The organism is Amycolatopsis sp. cmx-11-12, from assembly GCF_046269425.1.
In the GTDB taxonomy this organism is placed as follows: Bacteria; Actinomycetota; Actinomycetes; order Mycobacteriales; family Pseudonocardiaceae; genus Amycolatopsis.
Map to the genome: position 1 here is coordinate 46,141 of NZ_JADNQM010000040.1, position 17,498 is coordinate 63,638.

The window sequence follows — 17,498 nt, forward strand, 5'->3', positions numbered from 1 at the left end:
CGTGTTTTCACTGGGGACGAGCTGAAGGGCTACGCCGGCCGATGTTGTTGATACCCGCACGTCGAGTGAGCGGTGTGGCTGTAAAGCTCAACCTAAGACAAGCAACGGGCTGTAGTCGCGGAAGTCTTGAAGCCGACTGTGCCCACGGCTGATCTATGTCCAGTTTAGAGAAAGGTGGCGAGCGCGCCCTCATGATCACGGTAGGTAGTCACCTGCATGCGATCGAGTGAAACTTCGCTAATCGTATCCGGCTGGCGACTCTCCGGGCATACCGTGGCTGGTCCAGACGTGTGACGCCTTCATTGGCGAACTGGAGCACAACCGCGCGCGGTGGGGAGGCCAAATGCGGCGTGTGGAAGGGGTCGGGTTGATCGACTCGTTGAGAGTCGGTGAGTTTCGTGCGCTGTGGTCGGCCGAAGCCGCATCGATCCTCGGTGATCAACTCGCGAGGGTTGCTCTCGCGGTTCTTGTCTTCGAACGGACCTCCTCGGCTGTACTCACCGCGTTGACCTACGCGCTGACGTTCGTTCCTGCCGTGCTCGGCGGCTTTCTGTTGTCTGGCCTGGCCGACAGGTTTCCGCGCAAGCGTGTCCTCGTACTGACCGATCTAGTGCGTGGCGCACTGGCGGCGTCAATGGCCATCCCTGGTATGCCGCTATGGGTGCTGTGGACCTTGATCGGTCTGCTGACCATGGCGGCGGCGCCCTTCAAAGCAGCGCAACTAGCTTTGCTGCCGGACGTGCTGGGCGATGACCGATACCAAGCTGGCCTGGCGCTTCGTCAGATCACGGTCCAGATCGCGCAGGTGGCAGGGTTCGGGCTCGGCGGCATTCTCGTCGGGGTGCTCAGTCCGTCAGGCGCGCTGATCGTCGACGCGGCCACCTTCGGGCTGAGTGCGCTGATCATCTCGACGGGCGTCCGGCCAGTCCAGGCGGCGAAGAAGACCGCGGTCGGCGAGGTCGGCGCCGATGCTCACCAGCGCGGCATCGACCTCAGGCTGGCAGTGCCGTTCATCCTGGGGGCGTTGATCGGGCTCTTCGTGGTGCCCGAAGGTCTCGCCGCTCCGTACGCGGGGTCTCTCGGAGCGGGAGCGGTCGCGATCGGCCTGCTGATGGCAGCCGATCCCGTCGGCAGCGTCATCGGGGCCTGGTGGGCGGCTAAGACCGGCTCGTCGGCAACGCCGACCCAGCGAGCTGTGGTGGTCCCGGCGGCTCTGGCGGGTGTGCCGCTTGTCGCCTGTGCATTCTTGCCGGGAGTCGCCTGGACGATCACGTTGTGGGCGTTGTCCGGCGTCTTCTCGACGATCTACTTGATCCGCTTGCAACCCATGATCGTCGCGATTGTCCCGGATTCCCGGCGTGGCGCCGTCATGGGCAGATTCAGCACCACTGTCTACGCCGGTCAGGGCGTAGCGATCCTGGGTGGCGGAGTCGTCGCGGAAGTGATCGGGCCGAAGTACACCGTCGCGGTCGCAGGCGTTTTGGCCACGGTCCTGGTTGTCGCCGTCGGCGCAGCCTGGAAGATGGCTCGTCCTCGACGCGTCAGGATCACCGAGGACGAGCCTGCACAAGCTGATCAGGCGGCACGAAGACCCTCAGACTTCCTTGTTACGCATCGCGGCCTCCTCCCGGGACGTCCGGCTGAAGGAGGAGGTTCCGCCGGCCAGGAAGCGGCGACTTCGGAGACCGGCCCCTCCTCCGAAGGGAACGGAAGTGCGGTCAGTATGCAGCGGGAGTCACAGAGCGCGCATGGGGGTAGTCCAATTGGACCCGTAGGTTGGTCTGTCTGGTCTCACTCTGTGTATGCGCGTGCGTTCGTCGTGTTCATCGAAATGGCCGCAATCGCGGCGGTCGGCGTCAGCGCGGCTCTTGATACGCCCTCCTGGGGGGACGTTCGTGTCTGCCTGTTCGTGCTGGCTTTCGGGGTGATCGCGGCCGAGCTGGCGCGCAGCGTTGAACGGCGTCGGAGGCGCTTCGCGGACACGCCACACGTCAATTTCTCGTCCGTGTGGACGCTTGCGGGTGCTCTCATCCTGTCCCCGTCTCTCGCCGCCGGTCTCGCTGTCGTTCTCTATGTCCATCTCTGGCTCCGTTGCTCACGTGGTGTGGCCGGGACCTTTGCCTCGCGGTTCGCGTTCAACGCGGCCAACGTGATCTTGTCCTGCCAGGTGGCTGGATGGCTTGCCAAGCAGATGCACCTCGTGCCGATGACGCACGAGTTCGATGGCTCGGATGCGCTGGCGTGCGCCGCGGTCGTCGTCGTGTACTTCACCGTCAACTCGCTGATCGCCGCGATCACGATCGCGATCGTGCGTCCAGACAGGACAGCGACGCGCCTCCTCGGGCCGTTCAGCGAGAACGCGCTCGAACTCGCGACGTTGTGCATGGGTGTCGTGACCGCTCTCTTGCTCAGCATGCACCCCACGCTCGTCGTGCTGATCTTCGTGCCGCTGTACGCGCTGCACAGGTCGGTGCTGATCCGGCAGTTCGAGCACGCGGCCACCATCGACCCGAAAACCGGCCTGCTGAACTCGACCGCATGGCACGCCCTCGCTGAAGCCGAGTTCGCGCGAGCTGAACGCACCGGTACGACGGTCGGTGTGCTGATGATCGACCTCGATCACTTCCGCCGGATCAACAACTCCTTCGGCCACCAAGCCGGAGATCGAGCCCTCCGCGCAGTCGGCCAGGTTCTCCAGAACATCGGCGGAGAGGACTACAGCGGCCGGTTCGGTGGCGAAGAGTTCGTCGTGATCCTTCCCGACGTAACTCAGGACGAGCTCCGAGCCGCGGCTGACCGGACGTGCGAGGCCGTCTTCGGCCTGCGCGTCGACGGCATCCACGATCATGCCGTGGGCGAGCAGCACCCACTCAGCGCATCGATCGGAGCCGCGCTGTACCCGAACGCCGGTACGAGTCTCGAGGACGTGCTCCTGGCCGCCGACCTGGCCCTGTTCGCCGCGAAGGACGGTGGGCGGAACCAGGTTCGCATGTTGACTACGTGATCAAGTCTCGTCGGTCGTGGTGGCGGTGTCTTTCGCCAGGTTGTCGTGATTCTGCTGCGCCCAGGTCGCCAACGGCCGCAGAGCCCTCAGTAGCTCCTTGCCGCTGGGGGTGAGCCGGTACCAGACACTGCCGCCGATCTGGCTTCCCTCGGCACGGCGTACGACCAGCCCGTTGTCCCGGGCTCGTTGCAGCGTGTCGGTCAGCACCTTGTCTGTGACCGGCTTCGGGTGCGATACCCAGCCAACGCGTTCCTCGACGCCGTTCACCTCGGCCATCAGATCCTTGTAGCGCCGCTCGCCGAGCGCGAGCGTGGCCAGCACCGCCACCGTCCATTGACCGGACAGCAGAGCCAGCGCCTCGTGCAGGCTTTGGCGGTACGGGACGTCCCAGTCGTTGGCCACGGCCTCTGCCTATCACGAGCGGGCTTGCGCCGGTGCAAATCTGCGGTCTTGTGTCCACTGTTCGAGTGAAGATCAGCGTACTGAGTCGAGGCTCAGTACGTACTTACCTTGCAGATAGTCGGGGCTGACCAGCTAGAACCGAAGAAGCCCGGACGTTCCGCTCCGGGGACGGAAGTTAGGTGACCGGCTTGGTTCGGAGCCGGCGAGCACACCGGACCCAGCCGGTCACCATCACCGATAAGGAGGCGAGGCCATGACGATCCGCTCGTGTCTGTGCGCTTCGCCGGGGAGTGTCAACAGTGCCGATCTTGGAGTGCACGGTCGGCATCGGAAGCCTCGTGGCGGGACCGGCGTCGCTCGCTGCTGCGGAGCGCACGACGAGCACGGTGCTGGTGACCGGTGTTCGGACACGGTTCGTGGTCGCGGCCACGATGTCGGTCGCGACGGCAACGGCGAGCTGGATCGGCTGGCTCCGGATGGGCACGACGCCGAGCTGGCTCGTCTGGTGCTGGGTATGCGCACTGGGGTTCGGCCTCGCGCTCGCCGATCTCCGGTGCCGACGACTCCCGTTTCCGATGGTGACGACGCTGGCAGGCGGCTGCGCCGTGGCTTTCTTCAGCGTCGCGCTCATCGATGGAGTTTGGTCGCGGTTTGCTTTCGCCTCTGCGGCTGCCGTGGTCGCGTTCGGTCTTGCTTCATTGGTGCAGGTCTGCGCGCCGGACCACACCGGAGGAGGCGATACCGCGCTCTATGGCGCGCTCGCGTTGTTTCTCGGCTGGTTTGGATGGGATGGCTTACTTCGGGGCCTGCTGATCGCGAGTGGGCTCACCGCGGTGGTCGCCCTCGTAGTCGCGGTGTCGTCCAAGAGCGTGAATTCCACCTTCGCTGCCGGACCGTCGCTGCTCGGCGGAGCGCTGGTGAGCGTCCTCGTGGCATAGACAGGCCGGTGACCATGCCCAGACGGCGTGGTCGTGCATCGGTAGTGGTCATCATTGGGGAGGAAATCGTGAACGAAGTCGGTACTCGTCGGACTCTGCCGGTTGCCCTGGCCGGATCGGCGGCGGTGCTGCTGGTGAGCTGTAGTGGCGGCACCGGCCGGGTGTCGCCGTCGTCGACGAATCTGTCCGCTCCGCCGCAGACGGCGAGTTCCTCGGGCCAGGACGAGCGGGCAGCGGTTGAAACTGCGTACTCCGCGTTCTGGTCCCGGACTCTCCAGACCGACGACGAGCCGGAAGACACCTGGCGGGCAGCGATGACAGCGGTGGCGGTGGACCCCCAACTCACCACGACGCTGAACGCGATGCGCACCCAGAGGCAATCAGGGATCAAGGTCTACGGCGACGTCACCGCACGGATCCAGTCGGTTCAGATCGATGGTGCCTCCGCCAAAGTGGCCGATTGTCAGGATGCGTCGCGCACAGGCCAGGCGGACGCCACGACCGGCGACCCGAAAACTGTCGGGGTGCCAAGGAATCCAGTGGCCGCCGACCTTAAGCGAGACAACACGGACGGTCGGTGGCGAGTCGCCAAGGTCGCATTCCCCGGCGGGACATGCTGATGAACCGGCCAAGCAGCACGCGGGCGACCTCGATGGCGCTTGCCTGCCTGATCGGAGGAACAGTTGTCTTCGCGTCGCCCCAGGCAAACGCTGCGGCGCTGGCGCCCACCGATGATGGTCAGGTCATCGTGGTGCCCGGCGACTCATCAGGACTCGTCGCTCCACCGCACGTCGACATGGGGGCATTGCAGCAGCGAGGGCAGGCTCCTGTCCGGCCAGGCGGACCGGGAAGGAAACCACTGGGCCAAGACCGGCGTGCGGCCGGTGCGAGCGGAGCACCAGAGGCGCCGGACGGACTTCCTCCAGGTTGTTCCCTCGGTGGATTCGGTGTCGGTGGCCCGCCCGGCGTCGGCCGAGCAGGCGGCAGTGCGTTCGGGATCCGCTGTCTCCCTCCGCTGCCTGCCGACGATGAACCCGCGGCTCCAGAAGGGCCGCCAGCTCCGCCGTTGCCGACTCCGGCGCAGCTCGCCGCACGCGCATTCGAGCAGCTGCAGTTACCCCTGCCGGTTCCTCGTCACTCGCCGGACGTGCAGTTGCCTGATGGACGGGACGCCACGATCGTCGGGGAGAACACGTGGATCTGGACTGACCGAAGCGTGTGGAAACCGGCAGTGGAACGGGTTGAAGTCGGTCCGGTGTGGGCCGAGGTGACCGCGACACCGACGGGAATGACGTTCAACTCGGGATCCAGCGGGTCGATGAGCTGTTCGGGGCCGGGAACACCGTATGACCGTTCCCATGGACTGCACGCCGCCAGCCCTGATTGCGGCTTCGTGTACACCCGCAGTTCAGTCGGGCAGGTCAAAGACCAAATCACCGCGGAGTGGGCGATTCATTGGTCGGTGAGCTGGATCGGCTCGGATGGTTCCGGTTCCGTGGGCGGCGACTTCTCGCTGATGCAGTCCCGGGCAAGGGCGACGTTCGCCGTCGCCGAGGTGCAGGCCCTGCGCACGAAGTAAACCCCCTACGAAAACGCAATTTACTGCGTTCTAGGCGCACTAAGCCGCAATTCTGAATTGTGGAGGAATACCACTATGGGTACCGCTTTGTCTTTTTCCCGACCATCGAAACCGCACGGCAGCGACTCGGGCTTCCTCGACCAGCTCGAGGACGACGAGGTACCGCGGGTGCCACGACGACGGCGCTGGTGGTTGTTGGGCGTTGCGGTGGTGCTGGCCGCGGTCGTCGCGTTCGGCAACTACGCCCTGATCACGGGGCAGGACGAGCGCGTCGATGTTCTCGCACTCACCCGCGAGGTGAGCTGGGGGCAGACGATCGAGGAGATTGATCTCGGTGTGGTCAAGGCCGTCCCGGACCAGCCGCAGGCCTTCATCCCGGCCAGCGACAGGGATCTGGTCGTGGGCCAGGTCGCGCGGTCGATCCTGCCCGCAGGGACGGTACTGGCTCCCGGTCAGTTGTCCGTGCAGCCGGTTCCGGGGCCAGGGGAGCGACTGGTCGGGCTGCTTGTGCGGCCGGGTCACCTGCCTGCCCGTGGCTTGTCGGCCGGGGATCTGGTGCAGGTCAACCCGGTTATGGGCGGCGCCGGGCCCGATGTCGGGCAGGCCCCGGCGAGCACGTCCGGTCCGTTTCGTGCGCGGGTGCTCGGCGTCGGCCCGCCGGATTCCACCGGGGCGGTGACGGTCGATGTCGTCGTCGGCACGGACGCCGCGCAAGCCGCGACCAGCGCCTCCGCGGGCCAGGTCGTCATGGTCCAGCTCGGACCGGGCGGGTGAGAAGACCAGATGGCGAAGGAGTGGTGAGGGAGATGGCGATGATCACGATTGTGTCGGGCAAGGGGTCGCCGGGCGGGACTACGACGCTGGCCGCGTTGGCGGCGTCCTGGCCTGCGCCGGTGTTGCTGGCCGACTGCGACCCCGCCGGGGGCGACCTGGCGCCGGGCTGGCTGGGGCATTGGGTCGTGAACGGGTTTCTCCGCACCGATCTCGGCTTGTTGTCGCACGCCATCGCGACCCGGCACGCGACGGCAGGAGACCCGGCGACGCTGATTGAGCACGTGCAGATGGTGCCTCCGGCGCGGCATGTCGGCCTGCTGTCCGGGTTGAGGACGCAGGGCCAGCACACCGCGATCGGCTCGGCCGGATGGACCCGCCTGACCGTGGCGTTGGCCGCGTTCAAGACCGCGGCTGGGCATCCGGCCGACGCGCTGGTCGACCTCGGCCGCTTCGGCTCGGCGACACCGTGGCCGGTGCTGCTCGCTTCGGATCTCGTGCTGGTCGCGGTGCGCCCGACGCAGCGGCACGTGCTGGCCGCACGTCCTGTCCTGGCCGAGCTTGCCGAGCGGATTCTGCCTCACCGGCTGGGGCTGGCCGTGTGCGCGACGACACCGGCGGGTACCCGCGAAGTCCGTGTGGCGCTGGGACGTGAGGCTGCGGTGGAAGTCCCGATGGCCGTGCGGACGGCGGCGGTGTTCTCCGACGGCATCGACGGAGGAGCCCTTCCGTACCGGTCGCCGCTGCTGCGCAGCGCGCGCCGCGTCGCACGCCGCCTGCACGGCTCCTACCACACCTATGCGCCTGACGAACCGCGCTTTCCGGCCGTGTCGGCATCGGCCCGCTTGCTTTCTGGGGGTACCCGATGACGTTGCCGCGCAACGGGTTCCGCCCTCTAGATGATCCGGCGATGCTGCCTCCACCGCGAAGCAACTCGGCGGGATCGGCGACAGCGATACCGCGAACACCGCTGCTGCGGGACAGCGTGCAGACAGGGCGTGCCGATCCCGAGGCCGTCCGGGAGATCCGGGAAGCGGTCGCTGCCCGGTTGGAACGCGTCGCGGCGGGCGAGTCCCATGTGGATACACCGCTGACGAGCGAAGAGCAGCAGACGCGGATGCGTGCCTACGTGGCCGAGGAGGTCGCCGGCTGGGTGCAACGCCGCGCAACTGCCGGACAGGCACCGCTGTCGATCGCCGAAGAACGTCGATTGATCCGGGCGGTCGTGGCGGCGCTGTCCGGGCTGGGCGTGCTGGAGGAACTGTTGGAGCGCGACGATGTCGAGAACATTCACGTGCATGGTTGTGACCGGATCCTGCTGGAGCTGGCGGACGGTTCGATCGAGCTGTGGCCGCACCCGGTGGCCGACACCGATGCCGATTTGGTGGAGATGCTGGCGGCGATGTTCGCCCGCCAAGGCCAGACGTCCAGGGAGTTCAATGCTGGCCGCCCGTTGGGAAACCTTCGGATTCGCGCGGGTGGTCCGTTGGGGGCGAGGGTGGCTGCGGTGATGGAGGTTTCCGACCGGCCGCGAGTGGCGATCCGCCGCCACCGCCTGGTCGACGTCGGCCTGAACGATCTCGTGGCCAACGGCACGCTCGATCCGGTGCTCGCGGGCTTCCTGCGGTCGGCGGTGCGGGCGGGCTGCACCATGGTCGTCTCCGGCGGCCCGGCTGCGGGCAAGACGACGTTGCTGCGCGCGTTGTGCACGGAGATCCCGGACTACGAGCACGTCGTCACGGTCGAGGAGGAGTACGAACTAGGTCTGCACCTCAGCGCCCGGCCCTTGGTCACCCCTTTGGAGGCCCGTCCGGCGAACTCGGAGGGGATCGGGGAGATCTCCTTGGACGATCTGCTGAAGCAGACGCTGCGGCACTCGCCGAGCCGTGTGATCGTCGGGGAGGTTCGGGCCGGGGAAGTGACCGCGATGCTGCGCGCTCTCGGGAACGGCGCCACGGGCGGTATGTGCACCCTGCACGCCACGAGCGCCTCGGCGGTGTTCGACCGGATCGGCGCGCTCGGGCAGCTCGCTGATCCACCGTTGGCGATCGACGCCGCGCACCAGTGGACTGCCTCGGCGATCGACCTCGTTGTGCACGTCGCCCGCGCTGACCACGACACGGCTGGTGGGCGGCGCAGGCAGCGGTTCGTCACCGAGATCATCGAGGTCGGCCCGGTCGGCGATTCCGGTCGACCGGACACCACCAGGATCTTCGCCCCACGCCCGGAAGACGGCCGCGCCGTCCCGGCCTACCCGCCGACCCGTGACCTGCTGGAGCGCTTGGCGAGGCACGGGTTCGACCGCCACGTGTTCGACACCGCCGGTGCCGACACCTGGCAGACCACCGGGCTGCCGGGCGGGGGCGGGCGATGACGGGCGTATGGGCGGGCCTGCTCGGCGTCGCCGCGGTAGCGGCGATCGCCTGCGCCGTCGTCGCCTTCCGCCCACCCGCCGCGCGGTCGACGACACCGCGCAAGGCGCGCAGCGCGGGCTGGAGGACGGTCGCGGCGCGGATACCGAGGCGGCGGGTCGTCGTCGCGGTCGCCGCGGGCGGGGTCGTGTGGTGGAGCACCGGCTGGCCGGTCGCCATCATCCTGACCGTCGCTGCGGTGCTGACGGTGCCGATCCTCGCCCGCGGACATGACGCCCGCCGCGTGATCGCGAGGTTGGACGCCCTCGCCAGCTGGGTCCGGCGTCTCGCCGACGTGCTGGCCTCCGGCGCCGGCGGGCTGGAGCAAGCGATCGCCACCTCGGCCCGCACCGCCCCCGAAGCCTTGGCCAGCGAGGTCGAAACCCTGGCAATGCGGCTACGGACCCGTGGCCTTGAGGCCGCGCTCCGCGCCTTCGCCGAGGACGTGGGCGATGAAGCCGCTGACGAAGTCGTGCTCGCGCTGATCCTGCGTGCCCGCGCGGGCGGACGCGGCCTGGTCGACATTCTCGACAGTAAGGCCACCGCCCTGGAACGCGAGGTCGTCGCCCGCCGCGACATCGAAGCCGACCGCGCTAAACCCCGCACCGATGTCCGCGCCATCCTCGGCATCACCGCACTCCTGCTTGCCGGGCTGGTCGTCTTCGCGCACGAGTTCCTCACCCCGTTCAACGACCTGCTCGGCCAGCTCGTCATGGCCGGAATCGGTGGCCTGCTGGGCGCGGCCGGGTGGTGGATGCACCTGCTGACCCGAACCCGCCGCCCCGCCCGCCTGCTCGGCGCCACCTCGAGGATCCCGCCAGGAACACCGAAACCGAGGCGCACACCGATCGCTGCCGCCCATGTCGAAGTGGAGGTTCCACGATGAATCCCGGGGTCACCGCTGTCGTGCTCGGTGCGCTGGGCGGGCTGGCTGTGGTCTGCGTGCTGCTGGCGCTGGTGCGCCCGGCACCGGTCAACGTGGCCGCCGCGGTGGCCGAGCTGGACGACCGTGCCGCCCGCCGTGCAGACGGGGCACCGCCACGCAGCCGCTGGTCGACCCGGATCGAACGCCTGGCCGGGGTCTCCGGACGGTCGTCGAACCGCTGGTGGGGCATTCCCTCCTCCGACCTTGACGTGCTCGATCAGACCGCCGACCGTTACCTTGCCCGCCGTCTGGCCTGGGCCGGTGGCGCGGCCGGAACCGTGCTCGTGGTGGCAGGGCTGGGATGGTTCGGCGGAATCGACCTCCCCGCCCCGGTCGTGGTGCTAGCTGTGATCGTCGGCGCGGCTGCCGGGTCGGTGGTGCCGGTCCTGGCCGTGCAGGAGGACGCCGTCCGGGCGCGGGAGGAGTTCCGTCGTGCCACCGCCGCCTATCTCGATCTCGTCGCGCAGGAACGCGCCACCGGCCGCGCCCCCAGCCAGGCACTGGGCGAGGCCGCCGCGGTCGGGGACTCGTGGGTGTTCGCCCGGATCAACCGCACTCTCGGCCGCGCGATCCGTGCCGGGCACACGCCGTGGGAAGCCCTGTCCCGCCTGGGGAAACGCATGGGGGTCGTCGAACTCGGCGACTTGGCCGACATCCTCGCCACCGCCGCCGCCGACGGCGCCGCCATCTACACCACCCTGCTCGCCAAATCGTCCGCGCTGCGGGCCGCCGCTCTGGCCGCCGACAAAGCCGACGCGAATGCCCGGTCCCAGCGACTCGTGCTTCCCGTTGCGCTGCTGTTGGTCGCGTTCCTGCTCCTGGTGATGTACCCCGCCATGATCCGGTTGGCGGCTGGAGGTGGCTAGCCGATACCGCGCGACGACACCCGTTGTTGCCCTTCGCATTCCGCTCCAGGGAATGAATTCGACCTCGGCTTAAGGAGAAGCCCGATGCGCAACCATGATTCACCTGCAACGGTGCCACCGGTGCTCGACTGCGTGCTCCCTGACGGCTATGACACAGTGCTGCTCAATCCTGCGATCACCCCTCGGCAGTGGCGGCGAAGGCAAGCCTTCGGTCTCGTCCGCCCCATGACCATCCTCAAAGGACTCGTCGCCGCTGGTCTGGCCATGCAGATATCCGGTGCCGGTCACGGATTCGGCGAGAAACTCGGCATCGGCATGGTGACCTTAATCCTGGTACTGGGTGTATTGCGCGTCCTTAACCGCCCAGCCGGTGAGAACCCGTTCGAGCGCGAACGAGCGCCGCGGCCGCGCCTTCGGCGAGGAGAGTTCTTTCGGCGCCATGATTTCGACGACTTTGGTGCAGATTCCCGTGAACTGGTAGCCGAGCTGCTGGCAGGGGTGGAGGAGCTGCACCGCAGCCCCGCGCGCGCCTGGCTCGACCCCGCTCTGCTGGGCGAGATCCACACAGTGGTGTGGCGGGCTTTGTGCTGTCTGGATCGCAGCCGAGATGCCCGTGCTCTCGCCGACGAGATCGCAGCCGAACTGGACGCTGGCGACACCCTGGCAGCCGTGACGTGGCAGGCGGTTGACGACGTCGATACCAGCCTGCGCGACGTGGCCAGGCATGTGCAGGGGTGCGTCGTGCTCTGTCGCGCGTGGGAACAGAAAATGCGTCGACAGGAACTCGTTGACCGGGCCAGTGACACGCTGACCACTGCCCCGGGACGGGACCACCTCGCCAGCCTGTCCCAGGACTCGGACACGTTGCCGCGAAGCGTTTTCGCTCACGTCACAGCCGCACGGGACATCACACATTCCGGTCCATTCCCATGGGAGCAGCCACCATCCGAGTGGCCCGAACTCGTTCTCCTTTCCTCCCGAGAATCGTCAACCTCGCCGACTGTCAAGAGACAACCATGAGCATCATCCAGACAGAAGAATCGTTGCCAGGCAACCGCTTTGCTGTGAAGGAGTTCGATACTCATGCTCAATGACCTGAACCGCTGCGCAACCACTGTCCGGCGATGTGGTGCCTGGCTCGGACTGATCGTGACTGGCTGGGTGCTCACCCTGGTCATCAGTACTGAAAGCCAGTGGGAGCGAGCCCGTGCGTCGGGAGACCGCGGATCGGAGTCCGTGGAGAAAGCGGTCCTCGTCGCTATCGGCCTTGCCGTGGCGATCGGGCTTGCCTTCGCCATTCGCGCCGCCGTCCAGAACTACCAAGGCCAGATCAAGTGAACCTTCATGCGCCCGAAAGCACTTAACCGTCAAGGAGCCTACGATGCCCACCGCCGAGGAGATCGAACGACGGGTCGCAGTAGCCGACGAAGCCCGGAGTGAGAGGAGGTCTGCCGCGGCGCGACGCGTCGGTGACTTGGCTGAGCGTCACGCCGAGCTCGCCGAGCAACTCGGCGACGTCGAACGAGAACTGGGTGAAGTGCTGGCCGAGTCCGGCGACGTCATCGAGATCGACGAGCTTGCCGTGTTCACCGACGTCCCCGTTGCTGAGCTCACTCGCTGGCTCAACTACGCCAAACCTAGTCGCACCAAGCGAAAGAAGCCCGTTGGGGTCAACCACACGAGGACCACTCAAGCCCCGAAACCGGCTGCTTCCCACGAAACAGCGCAACCAAAGCCCGCTGCGGCGCAGGATATTCCCTTTGCACGAAGCGGCACCGTGTCCACTTCGGCGGTGGCGTCGTGATGACATCTGTACTTGCGCTGCACCCAGACGAGCGACCTATGCGGACATACGGTCGAGAGTTCGGCCAGACACGGATGCACGGCGACCGTGGAGCGGAATCTGTCGGCTTAGCCGTGCTGTTCCCGTTGGTGCTGCTGCTGATTCTCACAGCGGTACAAGGCGGGCTGTGGTGGCACGCCCACTCCGTGGCAGCCCAGGCAGCACAGGCCGGCGCGGACGCCGGACGCCCGGTCGGCGCCACCCAGTCCACCGCCGCCGCCGCCCAGTCGTTCGCCGACCGCGCGGGCCGCGGCGTCCTCGCCATGCCCGAGGTCCGCGCCACCATGACCGCGGACACCGTCCAGGTAGCGGTGTCCGGTACGACCGTCCGGCTGCTGCCGATCCCCGGCCTGGACATCCACGTCGAAGTGACCGCCCAGGTCGTCAAGGAACGCTTCACCACGTCGCCGACCGGGGGTGGCTCGTGACCCGCCGGGCACGCACGCATCGAATCGGTCGACTGTGGACAGACACAGGTTCCGTCAGCGTCGAAGCCGCGGTGCTCGTGCCCGCCGTGATCGTCGCAGGGTTGCTGATCATCGCCGGTGCTCGTGTCAGCTCCGCACAGCAAGCCGTCGACAACGCCGCCACCGCCGCCGCACGCGCCGCCTCGATCGCACGCAGTCCTCTCGCGGCACGGCAGGCCGGAACGACAGTGGCCCGCGACCGTCTCGGACGCGAGGGCATCACCTGCCAAGAAACCAGCGTCTCGGTCGACGCCAGCCAGATCGCCGTCGGCCGCGCCGGACTGGTCCGGGCCAACGTGACCTGCCGCGTCGCACTCAGCGACCTCGCGCTCCCTGTCTCCGGAGGGACCCGCACGATCACCAGTTCCTTCACCAGCCCCGCCGATCCGTACCGAGGCACCCCATGACCACCCGAGCACGGCCACGCGATACCGGATCGGTCACCGCGATGATCGCGATCCTCGTCCCCGCGCTCCTGTTCGTGCTCGCCCTGGTCGTCGACGGCTCCGCCCGTTTGCGGACCTTTGCCTGCGCCGACGCCCTGGCCGCCGAAGCCGCCCGCGCCGCGAACACCGCTGTGGACACCCGCAGCCCGCACGTCGGCATCGATACCGCCACGGCCGCCCGCACCGCAGCCGACTACCTCGCCCGTGCTGGGCACCCCGGCCACGTCACCATCACCGGACCCCGCGCGGTCCGTGTGACGGTCACGGTCACCGAGCCCGCGCCCATCGGCCTGCTCGGCCGTAGCGTCCAGGCCACCGGAACCGCTCTGGCCGAACTCGGCGTCGGTACCCGCGACGGCGGACTCCCATGACTTCCCCGGCGACTCAACGAGTTCGCGGCGTGCTCGCCGCGCTCGCTCTGATCGCCTTCGTCGCCGGTATCCCGAGCGGGCTCCTCGCACTCGGTGCCAATCCCGCTCGTCTGCTGCCCGATCGGTGGCCAGACCCGGTACCGATAAGCCACTGGCCCCAACAGATCTGGGCAACGCTGCGCTGGGCGTGGATCACCGGTGACCTCGTGATCTGGCTGATCGTCGCCGTGGCCTGGACGGGCTGGCTGGCAATCACCGTGTCCGTGATCGTCGAAGTGATCCGTCAGACCGGTCATGGAGTCCGCGCCGCCCGCGGCTTGCTAAGCCGGGTTCCGCGCGGTCGGTGGATCGCCGGGCTCGTCGCCGCCGTCCTCATCGCCACCAGTGCAGGCACCGCGGCAGCGTCCGGCCTCCCCACCACGTCTACGGCCGCCACCGCGCTGCCCTGGCCGCATCCGCACCCAGCTACCGCAGTCCGAGATTCCGCAGCGGCCACCGCGACCGCGGCTACGCACGACGCGGTCCCATACACGGTCGTGCACGGCGACACCCTGTGGGACCTCGCCGAACGCTACCTCGGCAACGGCATGCGCTATTACGAGATCGTGCAGCTCAATCCGGACCTGCTCGCGGGCAACCCGGACGGCCTCGAACCCGGTTGGACACTGCTTCTCCCACCGGACGCAGCCGGTCTTCCCCACCCCACTGACTCCATCGCGGAGCTTAACCTGACCGTCACCGTGCAGCCCGCGGACACGCTCTCCGGCATCGCCGAACGCCACCTCGGCGACCTGGACGCTTGGCATGTGCTCTTCGACCTCAACGCCGGGCGTCCCCAGCCTGATGGCCGCGCACTCCGCCAACCCGACCAGCTCCTGCCCGGGTGGCACCTCACCCTGCCCACCCCGCCATCACCATCCAAACCAGTGGCTGAACCAAGGGATACACCGCCGAAGATCTCCACGCCCGAACTCCCGGGCGACCCCCCTCCGGTCAACCAGACTCCGTCGCCCGTACCTCAGGACGACGAGCAGCGCGCGTCCGCGATCTCCGAGGACGGCGGAGTTTCACTGCCGGGCGGAGCATTCGTCGGCCTCGGACTGGCCGCCCTGATCACGTTGGCCACCGTCACGGCCCGAATGCGACGTCGTCGCTGGTATCGACCAGGAAGGGAAAGCAACGCCGACCCCGCGGGACTACCGGTCGTACGTGCGCTGCGCATCGCACACGATGCCGCCACACGATCGCTCGTCGACGACGACATGCCGGTTCCCGCACTTGCCACACCTCGGTTCGACCGGCCGGTTGAGATGAACGTCCGCGACCAAGCCCGGGCCATCGTCCGCCACGCGCTCCCGACGACGCCCGAGACCGCGCTCGGCGTCCGGGACGGGCGTGCCATCGCGCTCGACCTCGCCCGGACACAAGGCCTCGGCCTCACCGGCCCCGGTGCCCGTTCCGCCGCACGGGCGCTGATCGTCAGTCTTCTTGCGCAAGCCAGCACTGACAGCCTCGATGCCACGATCGTCATCCCCGCCGCTGCTGCCCACTCACTACTCGGGAGCAGCCCCCCGGACCGTGTGCCGACACGACTGAGGATCGTCGAGGACATGCCCGCAGCAGTCGATGTCCTCGAAACCGAACTCCTGGTGCGCACTCGCTCGGAAGACATCGCCGGGCATAACCCGGCCACCCAGAAACCTCACCCATCGAAGGGCAATGGACTTCTTCTCATCGTGGCCCTGCCCAGCACGGACGCCGACCGGCGCATGCACACCATCCTCGAGACCGGATCGCACCTCGCTCTCGCGGGACTGATTCTCGGCCCCTGGCACTCCGGCGGCACATTGCACGTGACCGACGACGGGACGATCAAGACAACAACGCCAGCACTCGCCGGCGACCTGACCGGCGCGCGACTGTTCACCCTGCCGGACTCCGACACCCTCGACCTGCTTGCGCTGCTTGAAGTAGCCGAGCCCGACCACACCGAACAACTGCGGAACCGCGTCCCTGCCGACAGCCCGGTGCCCAACGTCTCCGAGTACGAGTTCAGCACACCCGCTACCGGACCCACTGCCGAGACGTCCACGGTGTCCACCAGCGATGACGACCGGCCAGCAGTGACCCGGTCCGCAGGCTCGAACCGGGAACGCCCACTCCATCTGAAGGTCCTGGGCCGCCTTCACCTGACCCGCACTAACCCTGAACCTCGCGACTTCATCGAGGTCCTAGCGCCGCGGCAACGCGAGATCCTGGTTTACCTGGCCCTACATCGTGAAGGTTGTCGACGCGAAACCTTGAGTGCCGTGCTCTGGCCGGACGCCCCAGCCGATCGTCCTTACAACACTTTCCACGCAACCCTGTCCCAGCTACGACGAGGACTTCGCCGTGCCACTGAGGACGACAGGCTCGACATCACCATCACCCAGGATGGTTACTACGCGCTCAACCACGAGATCGTGACCGTTGACCTCTGGCAGCTGCAGGACGCGCTCGACGCCAGCCGGACCAGCACGTCGACTGACACGATCACGGCCCTGAACGGCGTCACCGAGCTGTACTGCGGAGACCTCGCCGAGAGCGTTGACGCCTCCTGGATCGACGGCCCGCGCGAAGCGCTCCGCCGAGACGTCCTCGATGCCTTCAGCGGCCTGATCCGAGCAAACCGCATCGACGCACCCGAGAAATCTCTCACCTTGCTGGAGCAAGCCCGGCAACTCGACCCCTTCAACGAAGCGATCTACCGCGACCTCATGCGGACGCAGGCCCGTCTCGGTCAGTACGACAGCATCCCGCGCACCCTGAGACTGCTCACCGCAGCGCTATCCGAGCTCGGCGAACGCCCCGCTCGCGGCACCCTTGACCTCGCCGACGCCCTCCAACAGCCGCGAGACGGCACCGCCGCCCGAAAAGCTAGCTGACCGTGCCTAGCTCCGGTGCGGCGCAAGCAGACGTGCCGTCGCCTTGTCCGCACTGATCTCCTCGATCTGCGATAATGGAATGGTGCCTGCGAAGGGCAGAGCGACAAGCAGAATGGTCCAATCACCGGCCAGCTCGGAGCTGCGGGGCTCAGTGAGGCGCCCGCAGAGCCGATCCACAGCGGACCATGTGGCGGTCCTCAGGAGAGTTCGAGCGGGCGACCTACTTGTGGGCAGGGCCAGAGGACGGCTGCGCTCAACTGAGGCAGAAGCGGTCGCCGCTTGTCCTGCTACCTCTCCAGCTTCCTTTCCCCCTTCCTCTCTGGGGACCGGCTAGAGAGGAAGGGGAAAGGAATGAGCGTGGCGCAGCCCAGGTACCTCGGCACCCCTTCCTCCGTGTACCCCAACTTCGGTGCCAGCAGGCATATTAACAGTCATCTGGGTGGATGGTCGGCTGCCGTCTGTTGTGATTCCGTGGTCACCTTCGGGTGTGATGGTCGCCTTCTTCTGGTCGAGGCCTACCGGTGTTCAAGGTCATGCATGCCGCTCGCAAC

General features: G+C 67.5%; 17 protein-coding genes. 16 read left to right on the plus strand and 1 reads right to left on the minus strand.

The window, feature by feature from the left end:
• Positions 1 to 343: 343 nt before the first annotated feature.
• Positions 344 to 3,004: an MFS transporter gene (locus ACLARN_RS36745; protein WP_409496089.1), complete on the plus strand. Its 2,661-nt coding sequence runs from the start codon at positions 344 to 346 to the stop codon at positions 3,002 to 3,004.
• Here ACLARN_RS36745 and ACLARN_RS36750 read toward each other — a convergent pair whose 3' ends face one another.
• Positions 3,005 to 3,406 carry a winged helix-turn-helix transcriptional regulator gene (locus tag ACLARN_RS36750; RefSeq protein ID WP_409496090.1) on the minus strand — a complete coding sequence of 134 codons (402 nt, stop codon included), beginning with the start codon at positions 3,404 to 3,406 and terminating at the stop codon, positions 3,005 to 3,007.
• Between the two features lie 299 nt (positions 3,407 to 3,705).
• On the opposite strand from ACLARN_RS36750, the gene ACLARN_RS36755 reads away from it, so the two are divergent.
• The 15 genes from ACLARN_RS36755 (at position 3,706) to ACLARN_RS36825 (ending at position 16,947) form a co-directional block, all read left to right on the plus strand.
• On the plus strand, positions 3,706 to 4,344 hold the full coding sequence (locus tag ACLARN_RS36755) for a methyltransferase (RefSeq protein ID WP_409496091.1): 639 nt from the start codon (positions 3,706 to 3,708) through the stop codon (positions 4,342 to 4,344).
• A 68-nt stretch (positions 4,345 to 4,412) separates the two neighbouring features.
• Complete coding sequence (locus ACLARN_RS36760; RefSeq protein ID WP_409496092.1) at positions 4,413 to 4,964, plus strand: hypothetical protein; 552 nt, start codon at positions 4,413 to 4,415, stop codon at positions 4,962 to 4,964.
• A gap of 446 nt (positions 4,965 to 5,410) precedes the next feature.
• On the plus strand, positions 5,411 to 5,923 hold the full coding sequence (locus ACLARN_RS36765) for a hypothetical protein (protein WP_409496093.1): 513 nt from the start codon (positions 5,411 to 5,413) through the stop codon (positions 5,921 to 5,923).
• Positions 5,924 to 5,998: 75 nt separating this feature from the next.
• Positions 5,999 to 6,697 (plus strand): hypothetical protein, encoded by a 699-nt coding sequence (locus ACLARN_RS36770; RefSeq protein ID WP_409496094.1) that lies wholly within the window; start codon positions 5,999 to 6,001, stop codon positions 6,695 to 6,697.
• Positions 6,698 to 6,735: 38 nt separating this feature from the next.
• Positions 6,736 to 7,563, plus strand: coding sequence for a hypothetical protein (locus tag ACLARN_RS36775; RefSeq protein ID WP_409496095.1), 828 nt, complete (start codon positions 6,736 to 6,738; stop codon positions 7,561 to 7,563).
• A gap of 41 nt (positions 7,564 to 7,604) precedes the next feature.
• Complete coding sequence (locus ACLARN_RS36780) at positions 7,605 to 9,068, plus strand: CpaF family protein (protein WP_409496096.1); 1,464 nt, start codon at positions 7,605 to 7,607, stop codon at positions 9,066 to 9,068.
• Positions 9,065 to 9,991, plus strand: a complete 927-nt coding sequence (locus ACLARN_RS36785) for a type II secretion system F family protein (RefSeq protein WP_409496097.1) — start codon at positions 9,065 to 9,067, stop codon at positions 9,989 to 9,991. The genes ACLARN_RS36780 and ACLARN_RS36785 overlap by 4 nt, the downstream gene beginning before the upstream one ends.
• Entirely contained in the window at positions 9,988 to 10,896 is a 909-nt protein-coding gene (locus ACLARN_RS36790; protein WP_409496098.1) for a type II secretion system F family protein, read from the plus strand. The genes ACLARN_RS36785 and ACLARN_RS36790 overlap by 4 nt, the downstream gene beginning before the upstream one ends.
• Before the next feature lie 84 nt (positions 10,897 to 10,980).
• The gene (locus ACLARN_RS36795; protein WP_409496099.1) at positions 10,981 to 11,916 is read left to right on the plus strand and encodes a hypothetical protein; all 936 of its coding nucleotides are present in this window, start codon (positions 10,981 to 10,983) and stop codon (positions 11,914 to 11,916) included.
• Between the two features lie 63 nt (positions 11,917 to 11,979).
• Positions 11,980 to 12,234 (plus strand): hypothetical protein, encoded by a 255-nt coding sequence (locus ACLARN_RS36800; protein ID WP_409496100.1) that lies wholly within the window; start codon positions 11,980 to 11,982, stop codon positions 12,232 to 12,234.
• Positions 12,235 to 12,277: 43 nt separating this feature from the next.
• Positions 12,278 to 12,700, plus strand: coding sequence for a hypothetical protein (locus ACLARN_RS36805; protein WP_409496101.1), 423 nt, complete (start codon positions 12,278 to 12,280; stop codon positions 12,698 to 12,700).
• A 38-nt stretch (positions 12,701 to 12,738) separates the two neighbouring features.
• Positions 12,739 to 13,167, plus strand: coding sequence for a TadE/TadG family type IV pilus assembly protein (locus ACLARN_RS36810; RefSeq protein WP_409496102.1), 429 nt, complete (start codon positions 12,739 to 12,741; stop codon positions 13,165 to 13,167).
• Positions 13,164 to 13,613, plus strand: a complete 450-nt coding sequence (locus ACLARN_RS36815) for a TadE/TadG family type IV pilus assembly protein (protein ID WP_409496103.1) — start codon at positions 13,164 to 13,166, stop codon at positions 13,611 to 13,613. The genes ACLARN_RS36810 and ACLARN_RS36815 overlap by 4 nt, the downstream gene beginning before the upstream one ends.
• A complete protein-coding gene (locus ACLARN_RS36820) occupies positions 13,610 to 14,023 on the plus strand; it encodes a hypothetical protein (RefSeq protein WP_409496104.1) in 414 nt (137 codons plus the stop codon). Before ACLARN_RS36815 ends, ACLARN_RS36820 begins: the two co-directional genes overlap by 4 nt.
• A gap of 29 nt (positions 14,024 to 14,052) precedes the next feature.
• Positions 14,053 to 16,947: a LysM peptidoglycan-binding domain-containing protein gene (locus ACLARN_RS36825; protein ID WP_409496105.1), complete on the plus strand. Its 2,895-nt coding sequence runs from the start codon at positions 14,053 to 14,055 to the stop codon at positions 16,945 to 16,947.
• Positions 16,948 to 17,498: the final 551 nt, after the last annotated feature.